General features: G+C 59.3%; 17 protein-coding genes. 12 read left to right on the top strand and 5 right to left on the bottom strand.

The genetic code is table 11. The features are described from left to right. Positions 1–35 precede the first annotated feature (35 nt). On the bottom strand, positions 36–1238 hold the full coding sequence (locus I6L37_RS00575; RefSeq protein WP_026455881.1) for an acetate kinase: 1203 nt from the start codon (positions 1236–1238) through the stop codon (positions 36–38). A 305-nt stretch (positions 1239–1543) separates the two neighbouring features. Between I6L37_RS00575 and yfbV the strand changes: the two genes are divergently transcribed. Next, the gene (gene yfbV / locus I6L37_RS00570; RefSeq protein ID WP_216993022.1) at positions 1544–1984 is read left to right on the top strand and encodes a terminus macrodomain insulation protein YfbV; all 441 of its coding nucleotides are present in this window, start codon (positions 1544–1546) and stop codon (positions 1982–1984) included. 61 nt (positions 1985–2045) lie between these two features. Here the strand turns inward: yfbV and I6L37_RS00565 are convergent, their stop codons facing one another. From I6L37_RS00565 to I6L37_RS00555, 3 genes are all read right to left on the bottom strand, one after another. Beyond that, positions 2046–2546, bottom strand: coding sequence for a YfbU family protein (locus I6L37_RS00565; protein WP_042028775.1), 501 nt, complete (start codon positions 2544–2546; stop codon positions 2046–2048). A 156-nt stretch (positions 2547–2702) separates the two neighbouring features. Beyond that, entirely contained in the window at positions 2703–3167 is a 465-nt protein-coding gene (bcp, locus tag I6L37_RS00560; protein ID WP_216993021.1) for a thioredoxin-dependent thiol peroxidase, read from the bottom strand. A 23-nt stretch (positions 3168–3190) separates the two neighbouring features. Then, positions 3191–3724, bottom strand: coding sequence for a glycine cleavage system protein R (locus I6L37_RS00555; RefSeq protein ID WP_026455877.1), 534 nt, complete (start codon positions 3722–3724; stop codon positions 3191–3193). A 203-nt stretch (positions 3725–3927) separates the two neighbouring features. Between I6L37_RS00555 and dapA the strand changes: the two genes are divergently transcribed. From dapA to I6L37_RS00525, 6 genes are all read left to right on the top strand, one after another. Beyond that, on the top strand, positions 3928–4815 hold the full coding sequence (dapA, locus tag I6L37_RS00550) for a 4-hydroxy-tetrahydrodipicolinate synthase (RefSeq protein WP_042070147.1): 888 nt from the start codon (positions 3928–3930) through the stop codon (positions 4813–4815). Then, positions 4808–5932, top strand: a complete 1125-nt coding sequence (gene bamC, locus I6L37_RS00545) for an outer membrane protein assembly factor BamC (RefSeq protein ID WP_201982306.1) — start codon at positions 4808–4810, stop codon at positions 5930–5932. Before dapA ends, bamC begins: the two co-directional genes overlap by 8 nt. A 142-nt stretch (positions 5933–6074) precedes the next feature. Continuing rightward, a complete protein-coding gene (locus tag I6L37_RS00540) occupies positions 6075–7178 on the top strand; it encodes a phosphoribosylaminoimidazolesuccinocarboxamide synthase (protein ID WP_216993020.1) in 1104 nt (367 codons plus the stop codon). A gap of 203 nt (positions 7179–7381) precedes the next feature. Further along, positions 7382–8032 (top strand): DUF2057 domain-containing protein, encoded by a 651-nt coding sequence (locus I6L37_RS00535; RefSeq protein ID WP_216993019.1) that lies wholly within the window; start codon positions 7382–7384, stop codon positions 8030–8032. 73 nt (positions 8033–8105) lie between these two features. Then, complete coding sequence (locus tag I6L37_RS00530; protein ID WP_082037570.1) at positions 8106–8552, top strand: HIT domain-containing protein; 447 nt, start codon at positions 8106–8108, stop codon at positions 8550–8552. Between the two features lie 89 nt (positions 8553–8641). Beyond that, complete coding sequence (locus I6L37_RS00525; protein ID WP_124238949.1) at positions 8642–9343, top strand: DUF3334 family protein; 702 nt, start codon at positions 8642–8644, stop codon at positions 9341–9343. A 65-nt stretch (positions 9344–9408) separates the two neighbouring features. On the opposite strand, the gene I6L37_RS00520 is transcribed toward I6L37_RS00525, so the two are convergent. Further along, positions 9409–10395, bottom strand: a complete 987-nt coding sequence (locus I6L37_RS00520) for a DUF2860 family protein (RefSeq protein ID WP_216993018.1) — start codon at positions 10393–10395, stop codon at positions 9409–9411. A gap of 202 nt (positions 10396–10597) precedes the next feature. Between I6L37_RS00520 and arcB the strand changes: the two genes are divergently transcribed. The 5 genes from arcB (at position 10598) to I6L37_RS00495 (ending at position 20495) form a co-directional block, all read left to right on the top strand. Next, positions 10598–12910 (top strand): aerobic respiration two-component sensor histidine kinase ArcB, encoded by a 2313-nt coding sequence (gene arcB, locus I6L37_RS00515; RefSeq protein WP_026455869.1) that lies wholly within the window; start codon positions 10598–10600, stop codon positions 12908–12910. Positions 12911–12942: 32 nt separating this feature from the next. Beyond that, the gene (dgt, locus tag I6L37_RS00510; protein WP_061477102.1) at positions 12943–14307 is read left to right on the top strand and encodes a dGTPase; all 1365 of its coding nucleotides are present in this window, start codon (positions 12943–12945) and stop codon (positions 14305–14307) included. A 320-nt stretch (positions 14308–14627) separates the two neighbouring features. Then, positions 14628–14840, top strand: a complete 213-nt coding sequence (locus I6L37_RS00505) for a hypothetical protein (protein ID WP_026456921.1) — start codon at positions 14628–14630, stop codon at positions 14838–14840. Between the two features lie 224 nt (positions 14841–15064). Beyond that, complete coding sequence (locus I6L37_RS00500) at positions 15065–19291, top strand: transporter substrate-binding domain-containing protein (RefSeq protein ID WP_216993017.1); 4227 nt, start codon at positions 15065–15067, stop codon at positions 19289–19291. Next, complete coding sequence (locus tag I6L37_RS00495) at positions 19284–20495, top strand: EAL domain-containing protein (protein WP_216993016.1); 1212 nt, start codon at positions 19284–19286, stop codon at positions 20493–20495. Before I6L37_RS00500 ends, I6L37_RS00495 begins: the two co-directional genes overlap by 8 nt. Positions 20496–20503: the final 8 nt, after the last annotated feature.

Genomic DNA, 20503 nt, shown 5'->3' with positions numbered 1-20503 from the left:
AGGCCGCCCGAGGGCGGCCTTGCTTTACAGCGAAATTAGGCGCCGACCAGTTCCAGCGCATCGTGGGCGATGACCCACTCTTCGTTGGTCGGGATAACCAGAGCCTTGGTGGAGCCAGCCTTGGTGATCTCGCCACCCTTGCCGAAACGGGCGGCCAAGTTGGCGTCGTGGTCGACGTCGAAGCCCAGCAGGCCCAGTTTGCCCAGGGTGATTTCACGGATCGGGGCGGAGTTCTCACCGATACCACCGGTGAAGACCACTGCGTCCAGACGACCGTCCATGGCGGCGGCGTAGGCACCGATGTACTTGGCCAGGCGATAGCAGTAGACGTCCATGGCGCGCTTGGCTTCTTCCTTGCTGTCGTAGTTGTCTTCAACGAAACGGCAGTCGGAGGTCACTTCGGTCAGGCCCAGCAGGCCGGATTCCTTGGTCAGCATGGTGTTGATCTGCTCAACGCTCATGCCCAGCTTGTCATGCAGGAAGAAGATGATGGCCGGGTCCAGATCGCCGGAGCGGGTACCCATCACCAGGCCTTCCAGCGGGGTCAGACCCATGGAGGTGTCGACGGACTTGCCGTTCTTGATGGCACAGACGGAGCCGCCGTTGCCCAGGTGGCAGTTGATGATGTTGAGCTCTTCCACCGGCTTGTTCAGCTGCTTGGCAGCTTCTAGGCTGATGTAGTAGTGGCTGGTGCCGTGGGCGCCGTAGCGACGGATGCCGTTCTCTTTGTAGAGTTTGTACGGCAGGGCGTACAGGAAGGCCTCTTCCGGCATGGTCTGGTGGAAGGCGGTGTCGAACACGGCGACGTTCTTGTCGGCCAGGGCCGGGAACACGCGACGGGCTTCACGAATACCGATCAGGTGCGCCGGGTTGTGCAGCGGTGCGTACGGTACGGCGGCTTCGATGCCGGCGATCACGTCGTCGCAGATCACGACGGAGGAGGTGAAGCGCTCGCCACCGTGAACTACACGGTGACCGATGGCGATCAGGTTCTTGGCCAGTTCCGGATTGAGCGGCAGGATCTTGTTGACGATGAAGTCCAGCGCTTCCTGGTGAGCAGCCCCGGCGCCCAAATCGGCATTGCCTTTCTCGCCGTTCAGTTTCCACTTGATGCGTGCATCGTCGAGGTTGAAGCATTCGGCCAGGCCGGACAGCAGGTCATCACCGGTGGTTGCGTCAATGACGGCGAACTTCAGGGAAGAGCTGCCACAGTTAAGAACAAGAACCAGCTTACTCATGAATAAATCCTATCGCAGATTGGGTTGTGTAGGCGGATGGTGTTGGGCGCAGGGCGTCCAAAAACTTTCAACTTATCCTTATGAGGGTTGGCAATCTGTTGCTTGCCCCTTGTATAGTGATACAAGACCCGGAGTCCAGACGTCCCTGACAGGCCAACAGCAAGATGCGGTTGACGCAAAAATGGGCGTACAAAGGATAACCCGATTGTTGAAAAATAACAAAGTCATCCTCAACCTTTGTTACTTTGCATCAAAAAATGTCGAGGTTTTGCCGTCAGTGCGTTCAAAAAGCGCTCGGAGGTTGTATGAGCATGAACATTTTTGGAACTAAGTTACAGCAAGGCCACCATTATATGACGCTTTGGCCCCGTCGTCCCGAGCTCAATTCGATGTTTCCGGAAAATCGGGTGATCAAGGCCACCGAGTTTGCCCTCAAGGTCATCCCGGCGCTGGCAGTGCTCAGCGTCATGCTGCAATTCCAGTTTGGCGAGCACCATTACTGGCCTTCCGTCATCACTTCCGTCCTGTTTCTGTTCAGCCTGCCACTGCAAGGATTCTACTGGCTCGGCAAACGCGCCGATACTCGTCTTCCCCCCTCGCTGGCCAGCTGGTATCGCGAGATCAACGGCAAAATGAATGAGCAGGGCGGGCGTCGCCAGCTGGTCGCGCAGCCCCGTTATGAAGAGCTGGCCGATACCCTCAAGGCGGCTTTCCAGCAGCTGGATAAATCCTTCCTCTACGAATAATGCACCGCAAGCAAAACAAAGGCGCCATGGGCGCCTTTGTTTTTGTTGGGCATATCGGTCATCAGGCCGCCAGCACCTTGCGGATCTCCTGGATGGAGAGCTTGTACTGGCGCGGGCACTGACGCCACTCCACCAGCATGCGCTGGTATTTGCCGCGCATGGCGATGTCGCTGGAGAGCTCGTCACACGGGCACTTGAGCTCGGGGAAGCGCTTGTCCACCTCCAGCAGGAAGCAGACATAGTCCGCCAGCTCACGCTCCTGGCTGCGGCTGTAGCCGTTGAATTCCAGCCGACTGGCAGCTATCTCGGCCTGTTCGGCAGCCTCCAGGTTGCCCCAGGAGATGGCCAGCGCGTGATGCAGCTCCAGGGTGTCGATCACCTCCTGGCAGGTGGCCTGATCCAGGTGGCCGAAGTGCTTCTCCAGCTCGAGGAGTTGCAGGCAGTAGCCGCGCTCAATGATGGTGCTGGCACGCTGATAGAAGGCCGCCTTTTCCGGATTGAGCTTGGCCAGGATTTCGTACTGGTTGCTCAGGATCAAACGCTCTGCATTACTGATGTTCATGGGATATCTCACTGGAAGATGACACTGGGGTCACGTTAACCCATATCTAGAATGAATTTTTTGATCTGGCGGGGCTGTTGGCGAGAAAAGCGGTGCTAAATGCCGGGGCGGCCGAGAGCACTGAGGCCTGCGGTTGCAGGCCTCGAAGTGGGGGAATTACCCCTTGAGGAATGTCAGTACCACCTGATGGTGATCGCTGGTCTTGAACTTGGTGAAGTGATGGGCAACCTTGCCCTCTTCATCGATGAGGAAGCTCTGGCGATGGATGCCGTCATACTCCTTGCCCATGAACTTCTTCGGACCCCAGACGCCGAAGGCGTCAGCCACGGCATGATCTTCGTCCGCCAGCAGGGTGAAGTTGAGCTGATCGCGCTCTTCAAATTTCTTCAACCGTTTGGCGCTGTCCGGGCTGATGCCGAGCACGACCACATTGAGAGCCGCCAGCTCGGCGTTGACGTCGCGCAGGCTGCATGCCTGGGTGGTACAGCCCGGGGTCATCGCCTTGGGATAGAAATAGATCAGCACCTTCTTGCCGCGCAGATCGGCCAGGCGAACCGGGTTGCCATTCTGGTCCGGCAGGGTGAAATCGGGGGCGGTGCTACCTGCTTGTAAGGGTTGCATGGGATCTCCTCGAATAAACGCCCTCAGGCGTGTTTGCGATTGACGATAAACTCGAACGACTCGGCACCCAGTTCACGACAGAATTCGGCGAAGGCCGCCTGGGAGCCTTCCGGTTCTCCCTGCTTGGCCAGATTGAGTTGGAAACTCGCTTTGAGCAAGTTGAATGGCTGCTGTTCCAGGGTCATGGTCTGCATCGCCTGGATATCCCAGCCGTGGTCGCTGAAAAACTGGGTGCACTGGCTGACGATGCCATGCTCGTCACGGATCAGGATCTCGGCGTTGGCCCCGACATCGTACTGCAGTGACTGATGACGTTCGGTGCGTTTCATCATGGTGATGAGGTCCCACTCCTGACTGCGCAGGGGCAGGCTTATCTCGAGCTGCATCAGGCTGTTCCAGTCACCGGACAGCAGCATGATAAAGGTGAATTCATTGCCGAAGATGCCAAGGCGGCTATCCACTATGTTGCAACCACAGCCACTGACGTGGCGGGTGACCTCATTGACGATGCCGGGCCTGTCCGTGCCGATGGCCGTTACGACCAGGTAGTGAGTCATAAATCTTCTCTCGTCCGTTATATGTTGCGAAAGCGCCGCTGGGCCACCGATGCGCTGGTCAAATGACGCTTCCCTGACAGGCGGTGCCGGCTTTCGTTCATGGCGTTTGGAACCGGATGGTAACACGGCTCGCCCCCTCTCTCCCTTGTTTTTCAAAGGGGGCAGCTTTACCATTACGCCCCTGAAAATCGGGAGAATTATCCATGTTACGCGGTAGTATTGTTGCGCTCGTTACCCCCATGCTGACTTCGGGTGAAGTTGACTGGGCCAGCCTGGCCAGATTGGTCGACTATCATGTCAGCGCAGGCACCAGCGCAATCGTGGCAGTTGGCACGACAGGGGAGTCGGTGACCCTGAGCGAACAGGAACACATCGCCGTTGTTGAAAAAACCGTTGAATACGCCGCAGGTCGCATCCCGGTTATTGCCGGTTGTGGCTCCAACAATACCGCCCATGCCATCGAGTTGGCCAAACGGCTGGCCAAAACCGGCGTGGTGGCGGGCCTCTCGGTGACACCTTACTACAACAAGCCCACCCAGGAGGGTCTCTATCGCCACTATTGTGCGATCGCCGAGGCTAGTGGTCTGCCCCAAATTCTTTATAATGTGCCCGGTCGCACCTGTTGTGATCTCAAGCCGGAGACTGTGGCCCGTCTGGCCAAGGTGCCCGGCATCATAGGTTTGAAAGAGGCGACTGGCGATTTGAGCCGCACCCCGCTGTTGCGTGAACTGTGTGGCCCGGATTTTGCCCTTTACAGTGGCGACGATGCCACTGGTTGTGATTTTATGCTGCAAGGTGGTGATGGCGTCATTTCGGTCACCACCAACATTGCAGCGGCCCGGATGGCCGACATGTGTCGTGCTGCGCTGGCCGGTGATGCCGGTCTGGCTCATGACATCGACAATCTCTTGATGCCGTTGCACAAGACTCTGTTCTGCGAGCCGAGTCCGACCCCGGTGAAATGGGCCTGCGCCCGACTGGGACTGATTGCAACGGCCACCTTGCGTCTGCCGCTGGTTGACCTCACTGCCGAGGGCGAACAAGCGATGGCGCAAGCACTGACCACTGCGGAGTTGATGGCGAGTGTTTAAATCAAATGGAAAGGGAAATAGAGCCCGTCTGGTGCTGAGTGTCGCGACCGTTGCTGTGCTGGCGGGGTGCAGTACCCCCCAGGATCGCAAGATGGCCAACCGTGGTTTCGAATATGAAGATGCCCGTCTCGAGGGCCGTGCTTTCTTGATCCCCGCCGGATTGAGTGCCCCCACCTTCAACAGCCAGTTCGATATCCCGCCGCTTCCCGAAAGCAGCCGTGAAGGCGCCCTCGGTGCCAAAGTTGACGTGCGTCCCCCTGCCCAGCTGCTGACCGTGGTACCGGGCAGCCAGGTAGTGCCCAATGCCAGCGAACCCACCATCGCCTACTATGCCCTGAGCTCTGGCCAGAGCGTGGAGCGCGATACCTGGTCGTTCCTGATGAACTTCCTGGCCAAGTACAAAGTCTCCACCGAGAAGCTGGATCAGCAGGCCGGCGTGTTGCAGACCGGCTGGTTTGACAACACAGTCGCCCTCGATGGCTGGGCTGAAGATGACGAAGACTTCAAAATCCGTCAGCGCTACCAGTTCACGGTTCGCAACGATGAGCAGCGCCATGCCGTCAACATGTCGGTACGGGTGCTGGATCACGAAGAAACCATCGACGGTGAGACCAGCAACCGGATGAGCGAGGCCGAGGCCCAGCGCTATGCCGCACGGGTGCTCAACCAGTTCTCCCTCTACTACGACAGCCAGCTCAAGGCTCGCGAACAGCACAAGGCCAGCGATGGCATGGGGCTTGAGCTGGGTCTGGACAACAACGAACTGGCTGCCTGGGTCGCCAACGGTTCCTTTGAACAGGTATGGCGCCGTCTCAATCAGGTACTGCCGAAGTACGGCTTCATCATCAAGGATACCCAGCAGTCGCTGGGCTGGATCGATGTCGAGTATGAAGAGCCGGGTGCCGAGTTCTGGCAGGCCAAGGGTAGCGAACCGTTCAAGCTGGACGAGGAAAAGTACCGCTTCCAGCTGGGCGAGATGGCCGGGGGCAAGACCTCCATCACCCTGTTCGACAAGGACAAGAAGCCGGTGTCGTCCGGTGTCATCTCCCAGATGTATATCAGCCTGTCCGAGGCCTTTGCCAAGGGCTTGGCCGACCAGGCTGCAAACGCAGAATAACAACAGGGGCCTAGTGCCCCTGTTTTGTTAGGTTGATCCCCCTGTCAATACAGGGGCTGAAGCGCTTGATATGTTAACCCCCGGAAGCAGGAGCCCGGCGCTCTTGTTTCATTACTCCCACAAACAGGAAGTGTTATTAGCCATGAGTCTTGCAGATCAAGTATTGGCGGTGAACGACGATTTGCCGATCCACACCGATAAACCTGTCCATTCCGGCAAAGTGCGCAGCGTCTACTGGTTGACCCCGGCAGACAGTGCCCGACTCATCCAGGAAAAAGGCTATGATGTGCCCGCCGATGCGCCCCTCGCCCTCATGGTGATCAGCGATCGCATCTCGGCTTTCGACTGCATCTGGCAAGGTGTGGACGGGCTGAACGGCGTGCCGGGCAAGGGGGCTGCGCTCAACGCCATCTCCAGCCACTGGTTCAAGTTGTTCAAGGAGAAGGGACTGGCTGACAGCCACATCTTGGATATTCCCCATCCGTTCGTCTGGATCGTGCAAAAGGCCCGCCCCGTGCTGATCGAGGCGATCGCCCGTCAGTACATCACAGGCTCCATGTGGCGTGCCTACCAGGATGGCGAGCGCGAATTCTGCGGCATCACCCTGCCGGAAGGGCTCGAGAAGGATCAGAAACTGCCAGAAATTCTCATCACCCCTTCCACCAAAGGCATACTGAAAGGCCTGGATGGCGTGCCGGAAGCGGACGACGTCAATGTCTCCCGTGCCGACATCGAGCGCCACTACCAGGCTTTCGGCTTCCGCTCCCCGGCCGACATCGATCGCTACGAAGTGCTGCTCAAAGAGGGCTTCAACGTGATCAGCGACGCCTTGGCCGAGCTGGATCAGGTCTTCGTCGACACCAAGTTCGAGTTTGGCTATGTCCAGGATGCCGCTGGCAACGAGAAGCTGATCTACATGGACGAAGTAGGTACCCCCGACAGCTCCCGTATCTGGGATGGCCCCGCCCTGCGCGACGGCCAGATCGTCGAGAAGTCCAAAGAGGGTTTCCGCCAGTGGCTGCTCAACCACTTCCCGGATCCGGACATCCTGCTCAACAAGAACCGCATGCCGGAACGCTTCGCCCTGGCTCGTGACAACAAGCTGCCGACCGAAGTGATGATGGATATCTCCCACACCTACGTGGGGATTGCCGAGAAGGTTATCGGCCACCCGCTGGTGCGCGCCGCCAATCCGAAACAGGAGATCATCGATATCCTGCGCGATCAGTACGGTCTGATCGACTGAGGTTCTTGCTCTTTTTTTGTCGCCAACAAAAAAACGTTTGCTGGTGGCAAAATGAAGCATCGATATGACAAGCCGACGGGCCCCATAGCGGGGCCCGTTTTTATTGCCGTGACGACAAGCTACTGCCTGCCAGCCCGGTTATTTTTTTGTCATCTTCCCTTGTTACCCTTCGCCTATCGTAGGGATAAGGAAGATGAAAGAAGATGAGGGGTTATCAGAATTGGCGTAATTTGGCGCTGCTGTGTGCGGCAATGGGAACGGGGACAGTACAGGCCGCAGTGGAGGTGACGGTACCCGAGGATTTCCGGATCCTGGCGGTGAGCGAGGGTCGGCTGCACGACGAACAGCACGCCACCCTGGCCGATGGAGAACAGCAACTGCTGGTGCGTTTCGAAGGGGTGATCCCCAGTCGAAACAGCAGCGAGAACGATCGCCAGATCCGCTCCGAGCCGCAGGTCCTGCGCTATCGGGCCGACAACCAGTCCTTGCAACTGAGTGCCAAGGTGCCGGACAAAGAGCAGGGGATGGAGGCCTATGCCAGGGAGCCCGTCATCGCGCTGCAGGCCGGTGGGCAGCCGCTGCAGATAGCGCAGGATGCGCTGGTGACCCGTGGCATGCTGATCGGCATGGACTGGAACGCCAGACTCGTGGAGTACAACCGTAGTGGTGGCAAGGCGGCGTTGCGTGTTGCTGCGCCCAGTGGTGGTGCTGTTGTTGTCCCCGGTGGAGCGACAGCCGCGAGCGCGCCTGTGCTCCCGCAGAGCGAGCTTGAAGAGCAATTGCAGCAGCTGTTCCTGCAGGCCGACCCGGTTCTTCGCAAGCGCTTCATCGGCTGGGCCGTGCCTCAGCTTTAAGTTTGCCCCCCGTTGCAGTAACGTGAGGGGCTTGCGGCGTGCCTTGCGCCCCTCCTTATGCAACGAGGTCTTCATGTTTGAACTGCACTCCCGCCTTTTGGCGGATACCCGGCAGCTCGGGGATCTGCCCCTCTGCCGTGTCCTGCTGGCCAAGGACAGTCAGTATCCCTGGCTTATCCTGGTCCCCCGTGTGGCCAATCTGCGGGAGATCCACCACCTGGCGCCAGAGCAGCAACAGCAGCTGATGCAGGAGTCCTGCGCGGTGGCGAGCCTGATGGAACAGGCGCTCAATCCGGACAAGATCAACATAGGGGCACTCGGTAATCTGGTACCGCAACTCCATGTGCACCATGTCGCCCGTTTCACTACCGACAAGGCTTGGCCGGGTCCTATTTGGGGAGCTCACCCATCAGTGCCTTATGAACCACAAGTTTTGCAGCAACAGGCCGATATATGGCGTGCCCGACTCGCCAGGCTGACCGGTTTTACCCCTTTGACTGCTGATAACGGAGCCAACTGAGAGGTCCGTCGCTATTTCAGTCCCCGGCCAGCGCTATCTGTTAGAGTTATGGTATAGATAAGCCCATTTTCGATGTTCAGGAAGGTCCCATGATAGTAACAAGATCCGATGACGATGCCGTATTGACCACAGAGGATGTGCTGCTCAGCCTGTGCAACTCGGTAACGGATGTCTTGAGTGCCGCGACCATGAGCCAGGTGCGGTTTTCCGGTATGGTGCAACGGATCAGCAAGACCTGCCTCAAGCCGGACATTGGCTGTTTCGTGCTGTTTGATGGCGGTTTTTCCGGCCTGGTGGTGATCAACTTCTCCGCCGCGGCCGCCATGGAGCTGTACGAGAGCTACATGCTCAGCATGGGGCTCTCCAAGGAAGATCTCGCCATCTCCCACACCTCGGATGAGGTGAGCAACGTGATGGGCGAGCTGATGAACCAGATCGTCGGCAGCTTCACCGTCAAGGTAGGGCGCGACATGCAGACCCACATCACCCAGAACCAGCCCAAGATGCTGGCCCTGAACAAGCAGGTGATGCTGAGTGTCGATACCAACCTCGACAACCCGGAATCGCGCCGGGTAACCTTCTTCACCGCCCGCAACAACATCTTCTATCTGGAGCTGGCGATGGACAAGACCGAGTTCATCCGCATCCACAGCGACGGCATGGATGAGGAGGAGCTGGATCCGGATGCCCTGATCGCCCAGGCCAAACAGGGGGCTGCCAAGCCTGCATCTGCTCCGGCGCCAGCCGCCGGCAACGATCATGATGACCTGCTGGACTCCCTCGGCATCTGAATCGGTGCCAGCCAGAAAGCAAGAAGGCCACCCGAGGGTGGCCTTCTTGCTTTCTGGCTTTGCTATCAGAAGTTGTAGAGCAGGCCGGTGTTGAACAGCACGGCATTGCTGTCATAGAAGTCGATATCGGAGTCGGATTTGGAGTAACCGGCGGTGAAGGTCGCCGAGAGTGGCTCGATACCGAACAGGCGATGCCAGAAGAAGGTACCGCTCACGGCAAACTCGTCGGAATCGGCGCTGCGGCCAAAGATCGGGTTGGCTTCGTCATACTTGGTCTGACCCAGATAGAGGTTGCTGACGAACGACCATTGGGCGGCGCGCTTGCCATAGGTCAACTGCAGGCCGTTGCTCTCGTAACTCTGGGCGCTGCCGTCGAGATCGGCCTGACGATAGATGAAGGCGGGTTCGAGGATCTGGCCCGGCGCCAGGTGCCACTTGTAGGAGAGTTCCATGGCGTAGATCTTGCCGTTGCGATCCAGCTTGGCGGCGGTATCGGCACCATACTGGCTGCCGCTGCGCTCTTCATCCACCTCGATCTCGCGGGTGGTCAGGCTGCCGTAGAAGTTGCTGCTCCAGATGTTGTCCCAGGCAAAACGTACGCCTTTGGACTTGATGTCGGTGGATTGACGATCCACCCCGATGGCAAACGGATCGCTCCACTGCTCGATGGGCAGGACGTTGAACACCACGGAGCCGGCCACTATGCCCTTGTCCCCCATCTCCTGGCGAATGCCAAGCTGCTGGGTGAAGTCGAAGCGGATGGCATCCTGGATAAGGTTGCCGAGGAACACCTGGGTGCGGGTATCGGCAAAGGTGTAGCGAATATCGGCATTGAGCAAGGGGTTGACACTCTGAGTGCTGTCGGCGCTGCCCAGACCATGAATGCGACGGTGGTCATCATCACTGCTGGCGAAGTTGGATTCGTAGTTGATGACATTGACCCCACCGAGCAGGAAACCGGACCAGCCGGACTCCTTGGGGATGGTCCCGAGATCTGCATACGCACTGTTTGCTACCAGTAGACCCAGGCCGAGCAGGCTAGTGTTACGCATCAAATAGCTCCCAAATTAAACGATTTTTAATTAAGTGGCGGGGATTATAGAAACCCAGCCTTAATGGCAACTGACTGAATCGGGTCAAATATCCTAGCCTACTTCTTTATTCAGGGAATCATTAATTAATTGAGCGAGATAAGAAGAGTTCGCCGGGTTGTGCTGGTATTCTGTACCGCGCATATCGGGGGATAACAATAAGATGAAACAGATCAAATCCTGGGCACAATATTACGTCGACCTGATGACCAAGCTGGGACTGGTGCGCTTCAGCATGTTCCTGGCCGCCGGCATCATAGTGCTGGCCGTCGCCATCCAGATGGGGGTCACCCTCTTCCTGCGCGGCAATATCGATGTCATCGACTTTGTCCGCTCGGTCTTTTTTGGCCTGCTGGTTACGCCCTGGGCCGTCTATTTTCTCTCCATCGTGGTGGATCAGCTGGAGGACTCCCGTCAGCGGCTGAGCCGCATGGTGCGCAAGCTGCAGGATATGCGCGAGCGGGATCTGGAGCTCAACAGCCAGCTGCAGGAGAACATCAGTCGCCTCAACGCCCAGATTGCCGAGACCAACCGGGCAGAGAGCCTGCGTCTGCAAGCCATTGAGGATCTGGAAAACGAAGTATTCCAGCGCGAAAAAGCCCAGCTTCATCTGGGGGAGCGCACCGCCCTGCTGCGCTCCTTCATCGACTGCTCCCCCGATCTGGTTTACTACCGCAATGAAGACGAGCAGTTCTCCGGCTGCAACCGCGCCATGGAGGAGCTGACCGGCAAGGCGGAGGCCGAGCTCATCGGTCTGACCCCGTTCGACGTCTACAAGCAGGAGATCGCCAACAAGGTGGTGGAGACTGACAAGCTGGTCTTCGCCAGCAACGAGCCTCTCACCTACGAACAGTGGCTGGAGTATCCCGATGGCCGCAAGGCCTACTTCGAGCTGCGCAAGGTGCCCTTCTTTGACCGGTTCGGCAAGCGGCTCGGTCTGCTTGGCTTTGGCCGTGATATCACCGAGCGCAAGCAGTATCAGGACAAGCTGGAGAAGGCGAGCCGCGACAAGACCACCTTCATCTCCACCATCAGCCACGAACTGCGCACTCCGCTCAACGGCATAGTGGGCTTGAGCCGCATGCTGATGGATACGCCGCTCGATCCCAAGCAGCATCAGCAGCTCAAGACCATCCACCTGAGCGCCGTGACCCTTGGCAACATCTTCAACGACATCATAGATCTCGACAAACTGGACCGACGTCGGCTGGAGATTGCCCCGGCCCGTCTGGACCTGCCCGCCTTCCTCGACGAGCTGGAGACCCTGTCGCGCATCCAGGCGGAGCAGAAGGGGCTCTATCTCCACTTCGATCGGGATGGGGACATGCCGCAATTCGTGATGGCGGACGGTACCCGGCTGCGCCAGGTGTTGTGGAACCTGGTGGGCAATGCGGTCAAGTTTACCGATGAGGGTGGGGTGACGGTGCGCTGCCTCTCCCATCCGGCGGACGAACCGGGCAAGCTGGCGCTGCACTTCGAGGTGGAAGACACCGGAGTCGGCATCCCCCGAGCCCAGCAGGAGAAGATCTTCGCCATGTACTATCAGGTGCAGGGTCAGAAACACGCCACCGGTACCGGCATCGGCCTCGCGGTATCCCGTCAGCTGGTGCAGGCCATGGGTGGCCAGCTCTACGTGGACAGCGAACCTGGGGAAGGCTCCTGCTTCACCGCCGAGCTGGAAGTGGCCTGCGCCGAACCCGTATTGCCGGAGCAGGAGGAGGAGATGCCCTCCCTCGACATCCTGCTGGTGGAGGATGTGGAACTCAATGTGACGGTGGCCTGCGCCCTGTTGACCAAGCTGGGCCATCATGTCCAGGTGGCGCGGGATGGTGGTCAGGCGCTGGCGATGGCCAATCCCGATGATTTTGATCTGATTTTGCTCGATATCCAGTTGCCGGACATGACCGGCTTCGATGTGGCGGCCCAACTGCTGGAGCGTTACGGTGACAGCCTGCCGCCCATGGTGGCGCTGACTGCCAACGTGACCGGTGATCGCCAGTATTATCTGGCTCGCGGCATGCGGGATGTGATCAGCAAGCCGCTGGGCTCGAAGGCGGTGCGGGAGGTGATTGGCCACCTGTTTGCCGATTTGGCGGAAGATGAGGCCGACGAGCAGGCCGATGCCGGCAATCAGGATGCACTGCTGGATATCCCCTTCCTCACCGATTACGCCGATACCGTCGGCAAGCCGGTGCTGCTCTCCAGCGTCGAGCTGTTCGAGAAGATGATGCCGGACTACATGGCGGTGCTTGATTCCAACATGGTTGCCCGGGATCAGGCCGGGGTGGTGGAAGAGGCGCACAAGATAAAAGGGGCGGCCGGCTCCATCGGCCTGCGCCGCCTGCAGCAGACAGCCCAGCTGATCCAGAGCCCGGATCACCCCGCCTGGTGGGAGAATGTCGAGGACTGGATCGAGACGCTGCGCCGCGAGTACCCGGGTGATATCGCCCGCTTGCGGCGCTGGTTGTTGTCTTGAGCCCGATGAAAGCCGCTGGCAAGGAGTCGCCTATGTATCGCCGTTTGATTACCCCCGAGCGCATCCACCCCTGGGGAGACGAGGAGCTGCTGGAGGCGACCGAGCAGGATCGTGCCCGCATCGTGCAGGCCGCCCCAGTGCGCCGGTTGCAGCAGAAGACCCAGGTCTTTCCCCTCGACGTGAAGGCGTCGGTGCGCAGCCGTCTCACCCATTCGCTGGAGGTGCAGGAGACCGGCCGCCAGATCAGCCGCCGTATTCTGGCGGCCTTGCCAGCCGGCATGGTTTGTGAAGGGGCCTTTATCAATCTGGTGGAGATGTCCTGCCTGCTGCACGACGTGGGTAACCCGCCGTTTGGTCACTTCGGCGAGCAGGTGATGAGCCAGTGGCTCGGCGAGATGCTCGATCCCCTCTATCAACAGGCTTTGGGCCTGACTCCTTCGCCCCAGTGGGCGGAACTGCGCCAGGATCTGCTGCTGTTCGATGGCAATGCCCAGAGCCTGCGCCTGGTGCACAGCCTGCACGAACTCAATCTCACCTTGGGGCAGCTGGCGGCGCTGTGCAAATACCCTCAGCAGCCGCAGGCCGGGGTGAGCTATGGCCAGCATCATGGCTGGAGCAGCAAGCGGGGCATCTTCTTTAGCGAGCAGCCCCTCTACCGCGCTCTGGGCCAAAGCCTGGGGCTGGCCCAGGGCTGCCGTCATCCACTGGTCTACATCATGGAGGCGGCCGATGACATCTCCTACTGCATCGCCGATCTGGAAGATGCGGTGGATCGGCGCATCCTCACCCTCGGCGAGCTGCTGACGGCGCTGCGCAGCGCAGACGGGAGCGATTATCTGGCTGGATTGCTCGATGATGCGCTGGCTTCCGGCAGGGGCTTTTTCCCCCACTTTCGCCAGCAGTTGACTCAGGATCTGGTGGCGCTCGCGGCAAAGAGTTACGTGGATGAACACGATGCCATCCTGCGTGGCAGTTATCCCCAGGCGTTGTTGCACGGTCAGGCACCGGCGGCGCGGGTGCTCGATATGCTCAAGCAGGTGGCTCGCGAGCTGGTGTTCCGGCGCCCCGAGGTAGAGGCGCTGGAGCTGGAAGGCTATGCCGCCCTGCGCGGGGTGCTCTCTACTTACGCCTGCCTGTTGGCAATGCCGGCCGGGCAGTTTGCTCGCTTGCTGGCGGGGGAAGGGGGCAATGAACTGTTCTTCGCCCGGCGCCTCTACCACAGGCTCTCGGCCCGCCATCTCAAGGCCTATCGGCTGGCGGTGGCGACCCGTGATGCACGCTTTACCGACGAGGGGGAGCAGGAGTGGTATTACCGGGTGCGCCTGCTGCTCGATTACGTCAGCGGCATGACGGACACCTATGTGCTGGAGGAGTACCGGCTGCTGTCCGGCATCTGACGGCGATCCCGGTTTTTGTGATGGCCATGGCTTGCCAATGAAAACGTTTTTAAAAAGGTGCCATGAGAGACTTGTTTTAGATGTGAAGATTTTTTAGACTGCTGCGACCTGTTCAACTTTTACCCGGTAAGGAGACGAAAATGCAAGATCTGATGCTCAACGTTGCATTTGCTCGCTGCACTCATGGCAGCGTGAAATCTCGTGCTCTTTTACCGCGTGGCGTAAACAGGTAACCCCTGCTTATTTTTATCACCCGCGGTTGTCCCGCAGGGTGATGTCCACTTTCTCCGGGAGAACCGCATGTTCAACTGGAGAATGTCATGTCAATCGAACTGGTTTTACTGCGCAGTGTAGAGTCCCTGGTCCAGAAGCGGATCGCCCATGTCGAGCGTCGCCTGACGCAGGTCAATCTTTCGCCGGCCTTGCTTAAGGATATCGGCCTGGAAGGGTATGAGGGGCAGGTTTCCCATGTCACTCACGTCCGTGAGCGGGAGTATCAAACCGGCTTTCGGCTCGGGAATCGAATAACCTGATCAAGGAGGGGAGTCATCCCCCCAACCCCTGTGGCGTGACAGGCCGGAGCCTGTCACTTTTTCTGCCATAAAAAGTAGGCCTTTTATTCACTTTTATTAGATATACCTCTATCCTCTTGGCCCCGTTTGTGACGGATGCGTATGTTTTCTCGCCTTGTGGTGCAATTGCCAGCAAGATGGGCGATAGCTGCATTATCGATTTCACTCATCAGGACAAGACGTTCATGCCTCTTTCTCGCCACTTTTTCTTCGCCTGGTTCGCGTGGCTGCTGCTGAGCAGTCCGTTAAGCGCTGCGGCGCAGTCTGCATATGAAGGTAGCGGCGCCGTCGAGCAGCAGTCCGTACCCGAACTGGTGGTGGGAGTACCACGGGAAGGCTACCCACCATTTCTCTATGCCATGTCCGCCGGTCATTATGCTGGGCCCCAGCGGGAGCTGACCCTGCGTATTGCCGCCGAGATGGAAAGAGAGGTGCGTTATGTTCCCTACACCTCTTATGTCGAAGCGCAGCAGGCGCTGATCGACGGGAAAGTGGATGCGCTGTTTGGCATCCCGCGCGATAGCCTGGATCATCGCGAAGTCAGCCAGGTCGGCTATCTGGGGAGCTATGACAGGGTGGTGCTGCTGCGAGAACCTGCCCAGATGCTCACCCTTGAGCAGGCAAAGAAACTGCGCTGGGTGTGTGTGCGCGGGTTTGGTTCCTGCCAGATCCTGGACAGGATGGGGATAGAGAACGTCACCCAGCTCAACAGTCGTGACGAGGCCAGCTACAGGGTGAAACTGGGTCTGGCCGATGCCTATGTGGGTCTGGAGCCCGCGCTGAAGAACGCCATGGAGCACATGTCCGGCCCGCTGGGGATCGTCAATCCGGAGTGGTTGCAAGGCACAGTACTGACGATTGCGATCAGGAAGGGCAATATCGCCTTGAGAGATCGACTGCTCGAGGCTTACCAGCGGGTGCCGATCACCGATTCCAGGCTGCGTCTGGGGAGGGATGAATCTCCCGTCAGTTTGGCTCATCTGCTGGATGAAGAGGAGCGGGCCTGGCTGAAAAAGCGAGAGGTGGTTCGATTTGCGGTGGCGCCGGCCTTCGCCGGGATCAGTGAGATCGACAAAGAAGGTGTGCTGCACGGCTATGCGGCGGATCTGATTAAGCTGCTGAGCCTGCGTACTGGCATTCGCTTCGAGTTGACGCCAACGGACTCATGGACCCAATCCCTCGAACTGCTGCGCCGCCAGCAGGTGGATCTTATCCCCCTCATCACAGTGATGGACGAGCGGCGAGGCTACGCCTCTTTTACGTCTCCTTTCCTGATGCTCAATTCGTATGTGGTCGCCAAGCGGGGGAGCAAGAACCTGGCCTCTCTCGCTGATTTGCGTGGCCATCGGGTTGGCGGTGTAGTGGGTTCCTACGAGTCTTCTGTGGTCAATGCCAATGGTGGCATCCTGGTCCAGACCAGTACGGATAACGAGCTGCTGTCGATGCTGGATGACGGGCAAGCGGATTATGTGCTGCTGACCATGACCAATATCGGTCGTCAGGCGATGCAGGGCTTCAACGACAAGTATCAGGTCGTCTATGCCAGCAGCCAGTTTGGCACGCCGATCAGCATGGCGGTGGCGCACAGCCAGCCAGAATTGACCCGCATCATGGACAAGTTGCTGCTGACCATCAGCGACGATGAGTGGGCCCTGCTGGAGCGCAAATGGCTCAATATCTCCATCAACATGGAGCAGGACAATACGCTGCTTTACCGCTGGCTGGCCTTCTCTCTGGGCGGGGGGGTGGTCATAGGCGCGCTGGCATTTATCTGGGTCAGGAGTCTGCGGCGCCAGATAGCCCAGCGCCAGCGGGCGGAGCAAAAGCTCAACGAACAACTGGTATTTGTCCAGACCCTGCTCGATTCCTTGCCCAACATGGTGGCGCTGCGGGATCGCCAGCAAACCCTGACCCTGTGCAACAAGGCCTATCGGGAGACCTTCATCGGGGTCGAACTGGGGGATGGCTGGAGCAACATGCGTCCGGACGAGCGGGAGCAGATGCTGCGCGAGGAGCGCCAGATTTGGACGACCGGTGAGATCATCGCTGGGGCGGGGCAGAGCAGCAATCGAGATGGCACCTTGTTCCACGTCATCTATGTGAAACTGCCCTACCGCGCCGCGGATGGGAGCATTCAGGGCGTACTGACGGTGCTGACCGATGTGAGCGCCATCAAGGCGGCCGAAAGCAAGGTGCGTGAAGCCGAAACCCGGTTGAAGGACATGACCGACAGCATGCCCGGGGTCGTATACCAATATCTGTGGCAGGGAGTGGGAAAAGGGCGTTTTCTCTATGTTTCGCGTGGCGCCGAAGAGATCCTGGGCAAACCGGCGGAAAGCCTGTTGCAGGCCCAGCCTGGCGGGGCGGTATTTGATCTCGGCGAGGAGATGCGGCAGGCGTTCGTCAGCGAGGTGGCGGCCCATGCCATGGCCCTGACGCCACTGGATCTGGACGTCATGGTGCCTTCGCCTGCGGGGACGCGCTATCTGCAGGTGCGAGGCAACTTCGTCCCGCAGGAGAGTGGCGATCTGATCCTCAACGGTGTGGTGCAGGATATCACCACCCTCAAGCAGCAGGAGCTCGAGCTGCGCGAAGCGCGCGCGTCTGCCGAGCAGGCCATGCAGGCACGCAGCCGCTTCCTGGCGACCATGAGTCACGAGCTGCGAACTCCCATCTCCGGCATGCACGGCATGCTGGAGCTGCTGCGCATGAGTTCCCTCGACGAGGATCAGCGCTACCTGCTGCGCAATGTTGAGAGCTCCACCAACAATCTGCTCTATCTGGTCAACGATATCCTCGATTTTTCCAAGATGGAGGCGGGGCAGTTCCTGCTCGATTACCATCCCGGCCGCCTGCAGTCCGTCATCTGCGATGTGATCCGTGGCCATGCGGCCCAGGCCTACGGCAAGGGGTTGAAGGTGACGCTGCACTGGGAGGCGCAGATCCCCGACCAGGCGGTGCTCGATGCCATTCGCGTGGGGCAGGTGATCTCCAATTTGCTCAGCAATGCGGTCAAGTTCACCGAGCAGGGGAGCATCGGCATCCGGGTTGGCTATCGCGATGGCGCCCTCACCATTACGGTGAGTGACACCGGGATCGGGATCGCCGAAGAGAAGCAAGGGTTGCTGTTTACTCCGTTCGAGCAGGTGGAGTCCGACATCAATCGCCGTTTTGGCGGCACCGGACTGGGCCTTGCCATCTGCGATCAGCTGGTGCGCAAAATGGGCGGAACGCTCTCCCTCACCAGCCGGGCCGGTGAGGGGGCCAGCTTCAGCTTCACCATCCCGCTCTCCGACTGCCGGTGGGATGCCCCGGCACTGGCAGGTAGCCACTGGTGGCTGCTCAGTGATGATCCGCTGCTGCAGGCAACCATGACCCGTTTCGGTGCTACCCTGCATCCCATTGATGGCAGCCAGCTAGATGGGGAGCTGGAAGGCTTGCTGCTGGCGGATGAACAAAGCCTCGAGCGAGCGCTTGGCAGCGAATGGCAACGCTGGTTACAGGACACCAGCCTCAAGGGGATAATTATCTCCCCCCGGGAGGCGCTACGGGGGAGGCTTGGCACCAGCCACTGGTGGCGACTCGGTCAATCCCCACTCTACCCGGACCTGCTGCTGGAAACGTGCCGCGATCTGCTGGCCGACCATGCCATGCCAAGCCAGGACGAAGCAACGGCAACTCTGGATGGCCGTGTGCTGGTGGCCGATGATCACCCGGTGAACCGGGCCTTGCTGGTCCGCCAGCTGGCGATACTTGGGGTCGACTGCGAGGTGGTGGATAATGGCGAACAGGCACTGCGTGTCTGGCAAGGGCAGCATTTTGCCCTGCTGCTGACCGATTGCCATATGCCGGTCATGGATGGCTATACCCTGGCGAGAACCCTGCGCAGCCAGGGAGAGCAGGCCCCCATCATAGGGGTGACTGCCGATGCGTCCGAGGAGGCGACCCAGAGCATGACGGCGGCCGGCATGAATGGCATGCTGATCAAACCCTATGCACTGGAATCGCTGCGCAAGTTGCTGATCAAGTGGTTGCCTGCAAGCGGCACCAATGCAACTGAGCCTGCCGACTCGACTTTTGCCCTCGAGCAAGCCAGCCGCTGGCGGGATCTGTTTGGTGATGAGGCCCTGGCCTGCGCCATGGCGCGAGAATATCTGGCATCAAATCAGGCTGATTGCCAAGAGATGATGACAGCGACGGCGGCTCGTGATACCCGGGAATTGATGGAGATAGCCCATCGCATCAAGGGGGCAGCCCGCATGGTCGGTGAAGCCGCACTGGCGGAGCAGGCGGCCAGGCTGGAGTCGGCCGCCCGGTTGAAACAGCTGGATGAACTCGAGGCGTTGGCAGCCGGTGTGAATGCCGCCATGCATGAAGTAACACGCGAAATGGGACTGTGGATCCATGAATAAGAGAGAAGATGAGCTGGTTATCATGGTGGTGGAAGATCACGCCTTCCAGCGCAAGACCCTGTTGCACCAGATCCGCAGCCTCGGATATCAGCAACTGCTGGAGGCGCAGGATGGCCTCTCGGCGTTGGCGCTTTGCCAGCATCATCAGGTCGACATTCTTATCTGTGATCTGCGCATGCCCGGCATGGATGGCATGGCGTTGTTGCGCCGCCTCTCTCTGGGGGGCTTCAAGGGGGGCATCATCCTCTCCAGTGCACTGGAGGATGACGTGGTGGCGGCAGTGCTGCGAATGAGTGCCGCTTATGGTCTGCAGGTGCTGGGGCGGCTCGAAAAGCCCTCAAGTCCGCAGCAGATCCGGCAACTGATCGACTCCTGGTCCCCCGGACAAGAGCCACAACATAGCGAAGAGGGGTACGGCATCGACGTCGTCGAGTTGCAACTGGCCCTCGAGCGGGATCAGATCCTGCCCTGGTACCAGCCCAAGGTGAGCTTTGTGACCGGTGAGTGGGTGGGCATGGAGGCGCTGGCCCGCTGGCAGCACCCGGAATATGGCATGATCTCTCCCGCCCGTTTCATTCCCCTGGCGGAGAACAATGGGCTCATCGATCAGCTGACCGAGGTCATCATCAGCAAGTCGCTCCGTGATGGTCATCTCTGGGAAGAGACGGGTTTGTCATTGAATCTGTCGATGAACCTCTCCACGACATCCCTGATCGAGGGGGATCTCTGCCACTCCCTCATCAACCAGTGTCAACGCTGGAGCATCAATCCCGAGTTGATCACCCTGGAGGTGACCGAGAGCTCTTTCGTCCAGGATTTGGGCAAGTCCCTGGAGGTGCTGACGCGTCTGCGCATGCACGGTTTTGGCCTCTCCATCGATGATTTCGGTACTGGCTACTCCTCCATGCAGCAGCTGGCGCTGCTGCCGTTTACCGAGTTGAAGCTGGATCGATCCTTTGTGGATCGCTGCTATGCCGATCCTTCTCGTCTGGCCATTATCGAATCCAGCATCGAGCTGGCCCGCAAACTGGGGCTCAAGTCCGTCGCCGAAGGGGTGGAGGATGAACTCACCTGGCGGCTGCTGGCACGGCTGGGGTGCGACGTGTGCCAGGGCTTCTTCTCAGCCCGGCCCATGCCGCGCGAGGAGTTGATGGGATGGCATGACTCCTGGCGTGAACGGCTACCGGCGCTGCTCGGAGAGTGAATGTCGGG

Origin of the sequence: Aeromonas sp. FDAARGOS 1407 (assembly GCF_019048725.1) — a bacterium.
Classification (GTDB): Bacteria; Pseudomonadota; Gammaproteobacteria; order Enterobacterales; family Aeromonadaceae; genus Aeromonas; species Aeromonas enteropelogenes.
Note: the sequence above shows the minus strand (reverse complement) of the source record. Positions and strands in the feature narration are given on the sequence as shown.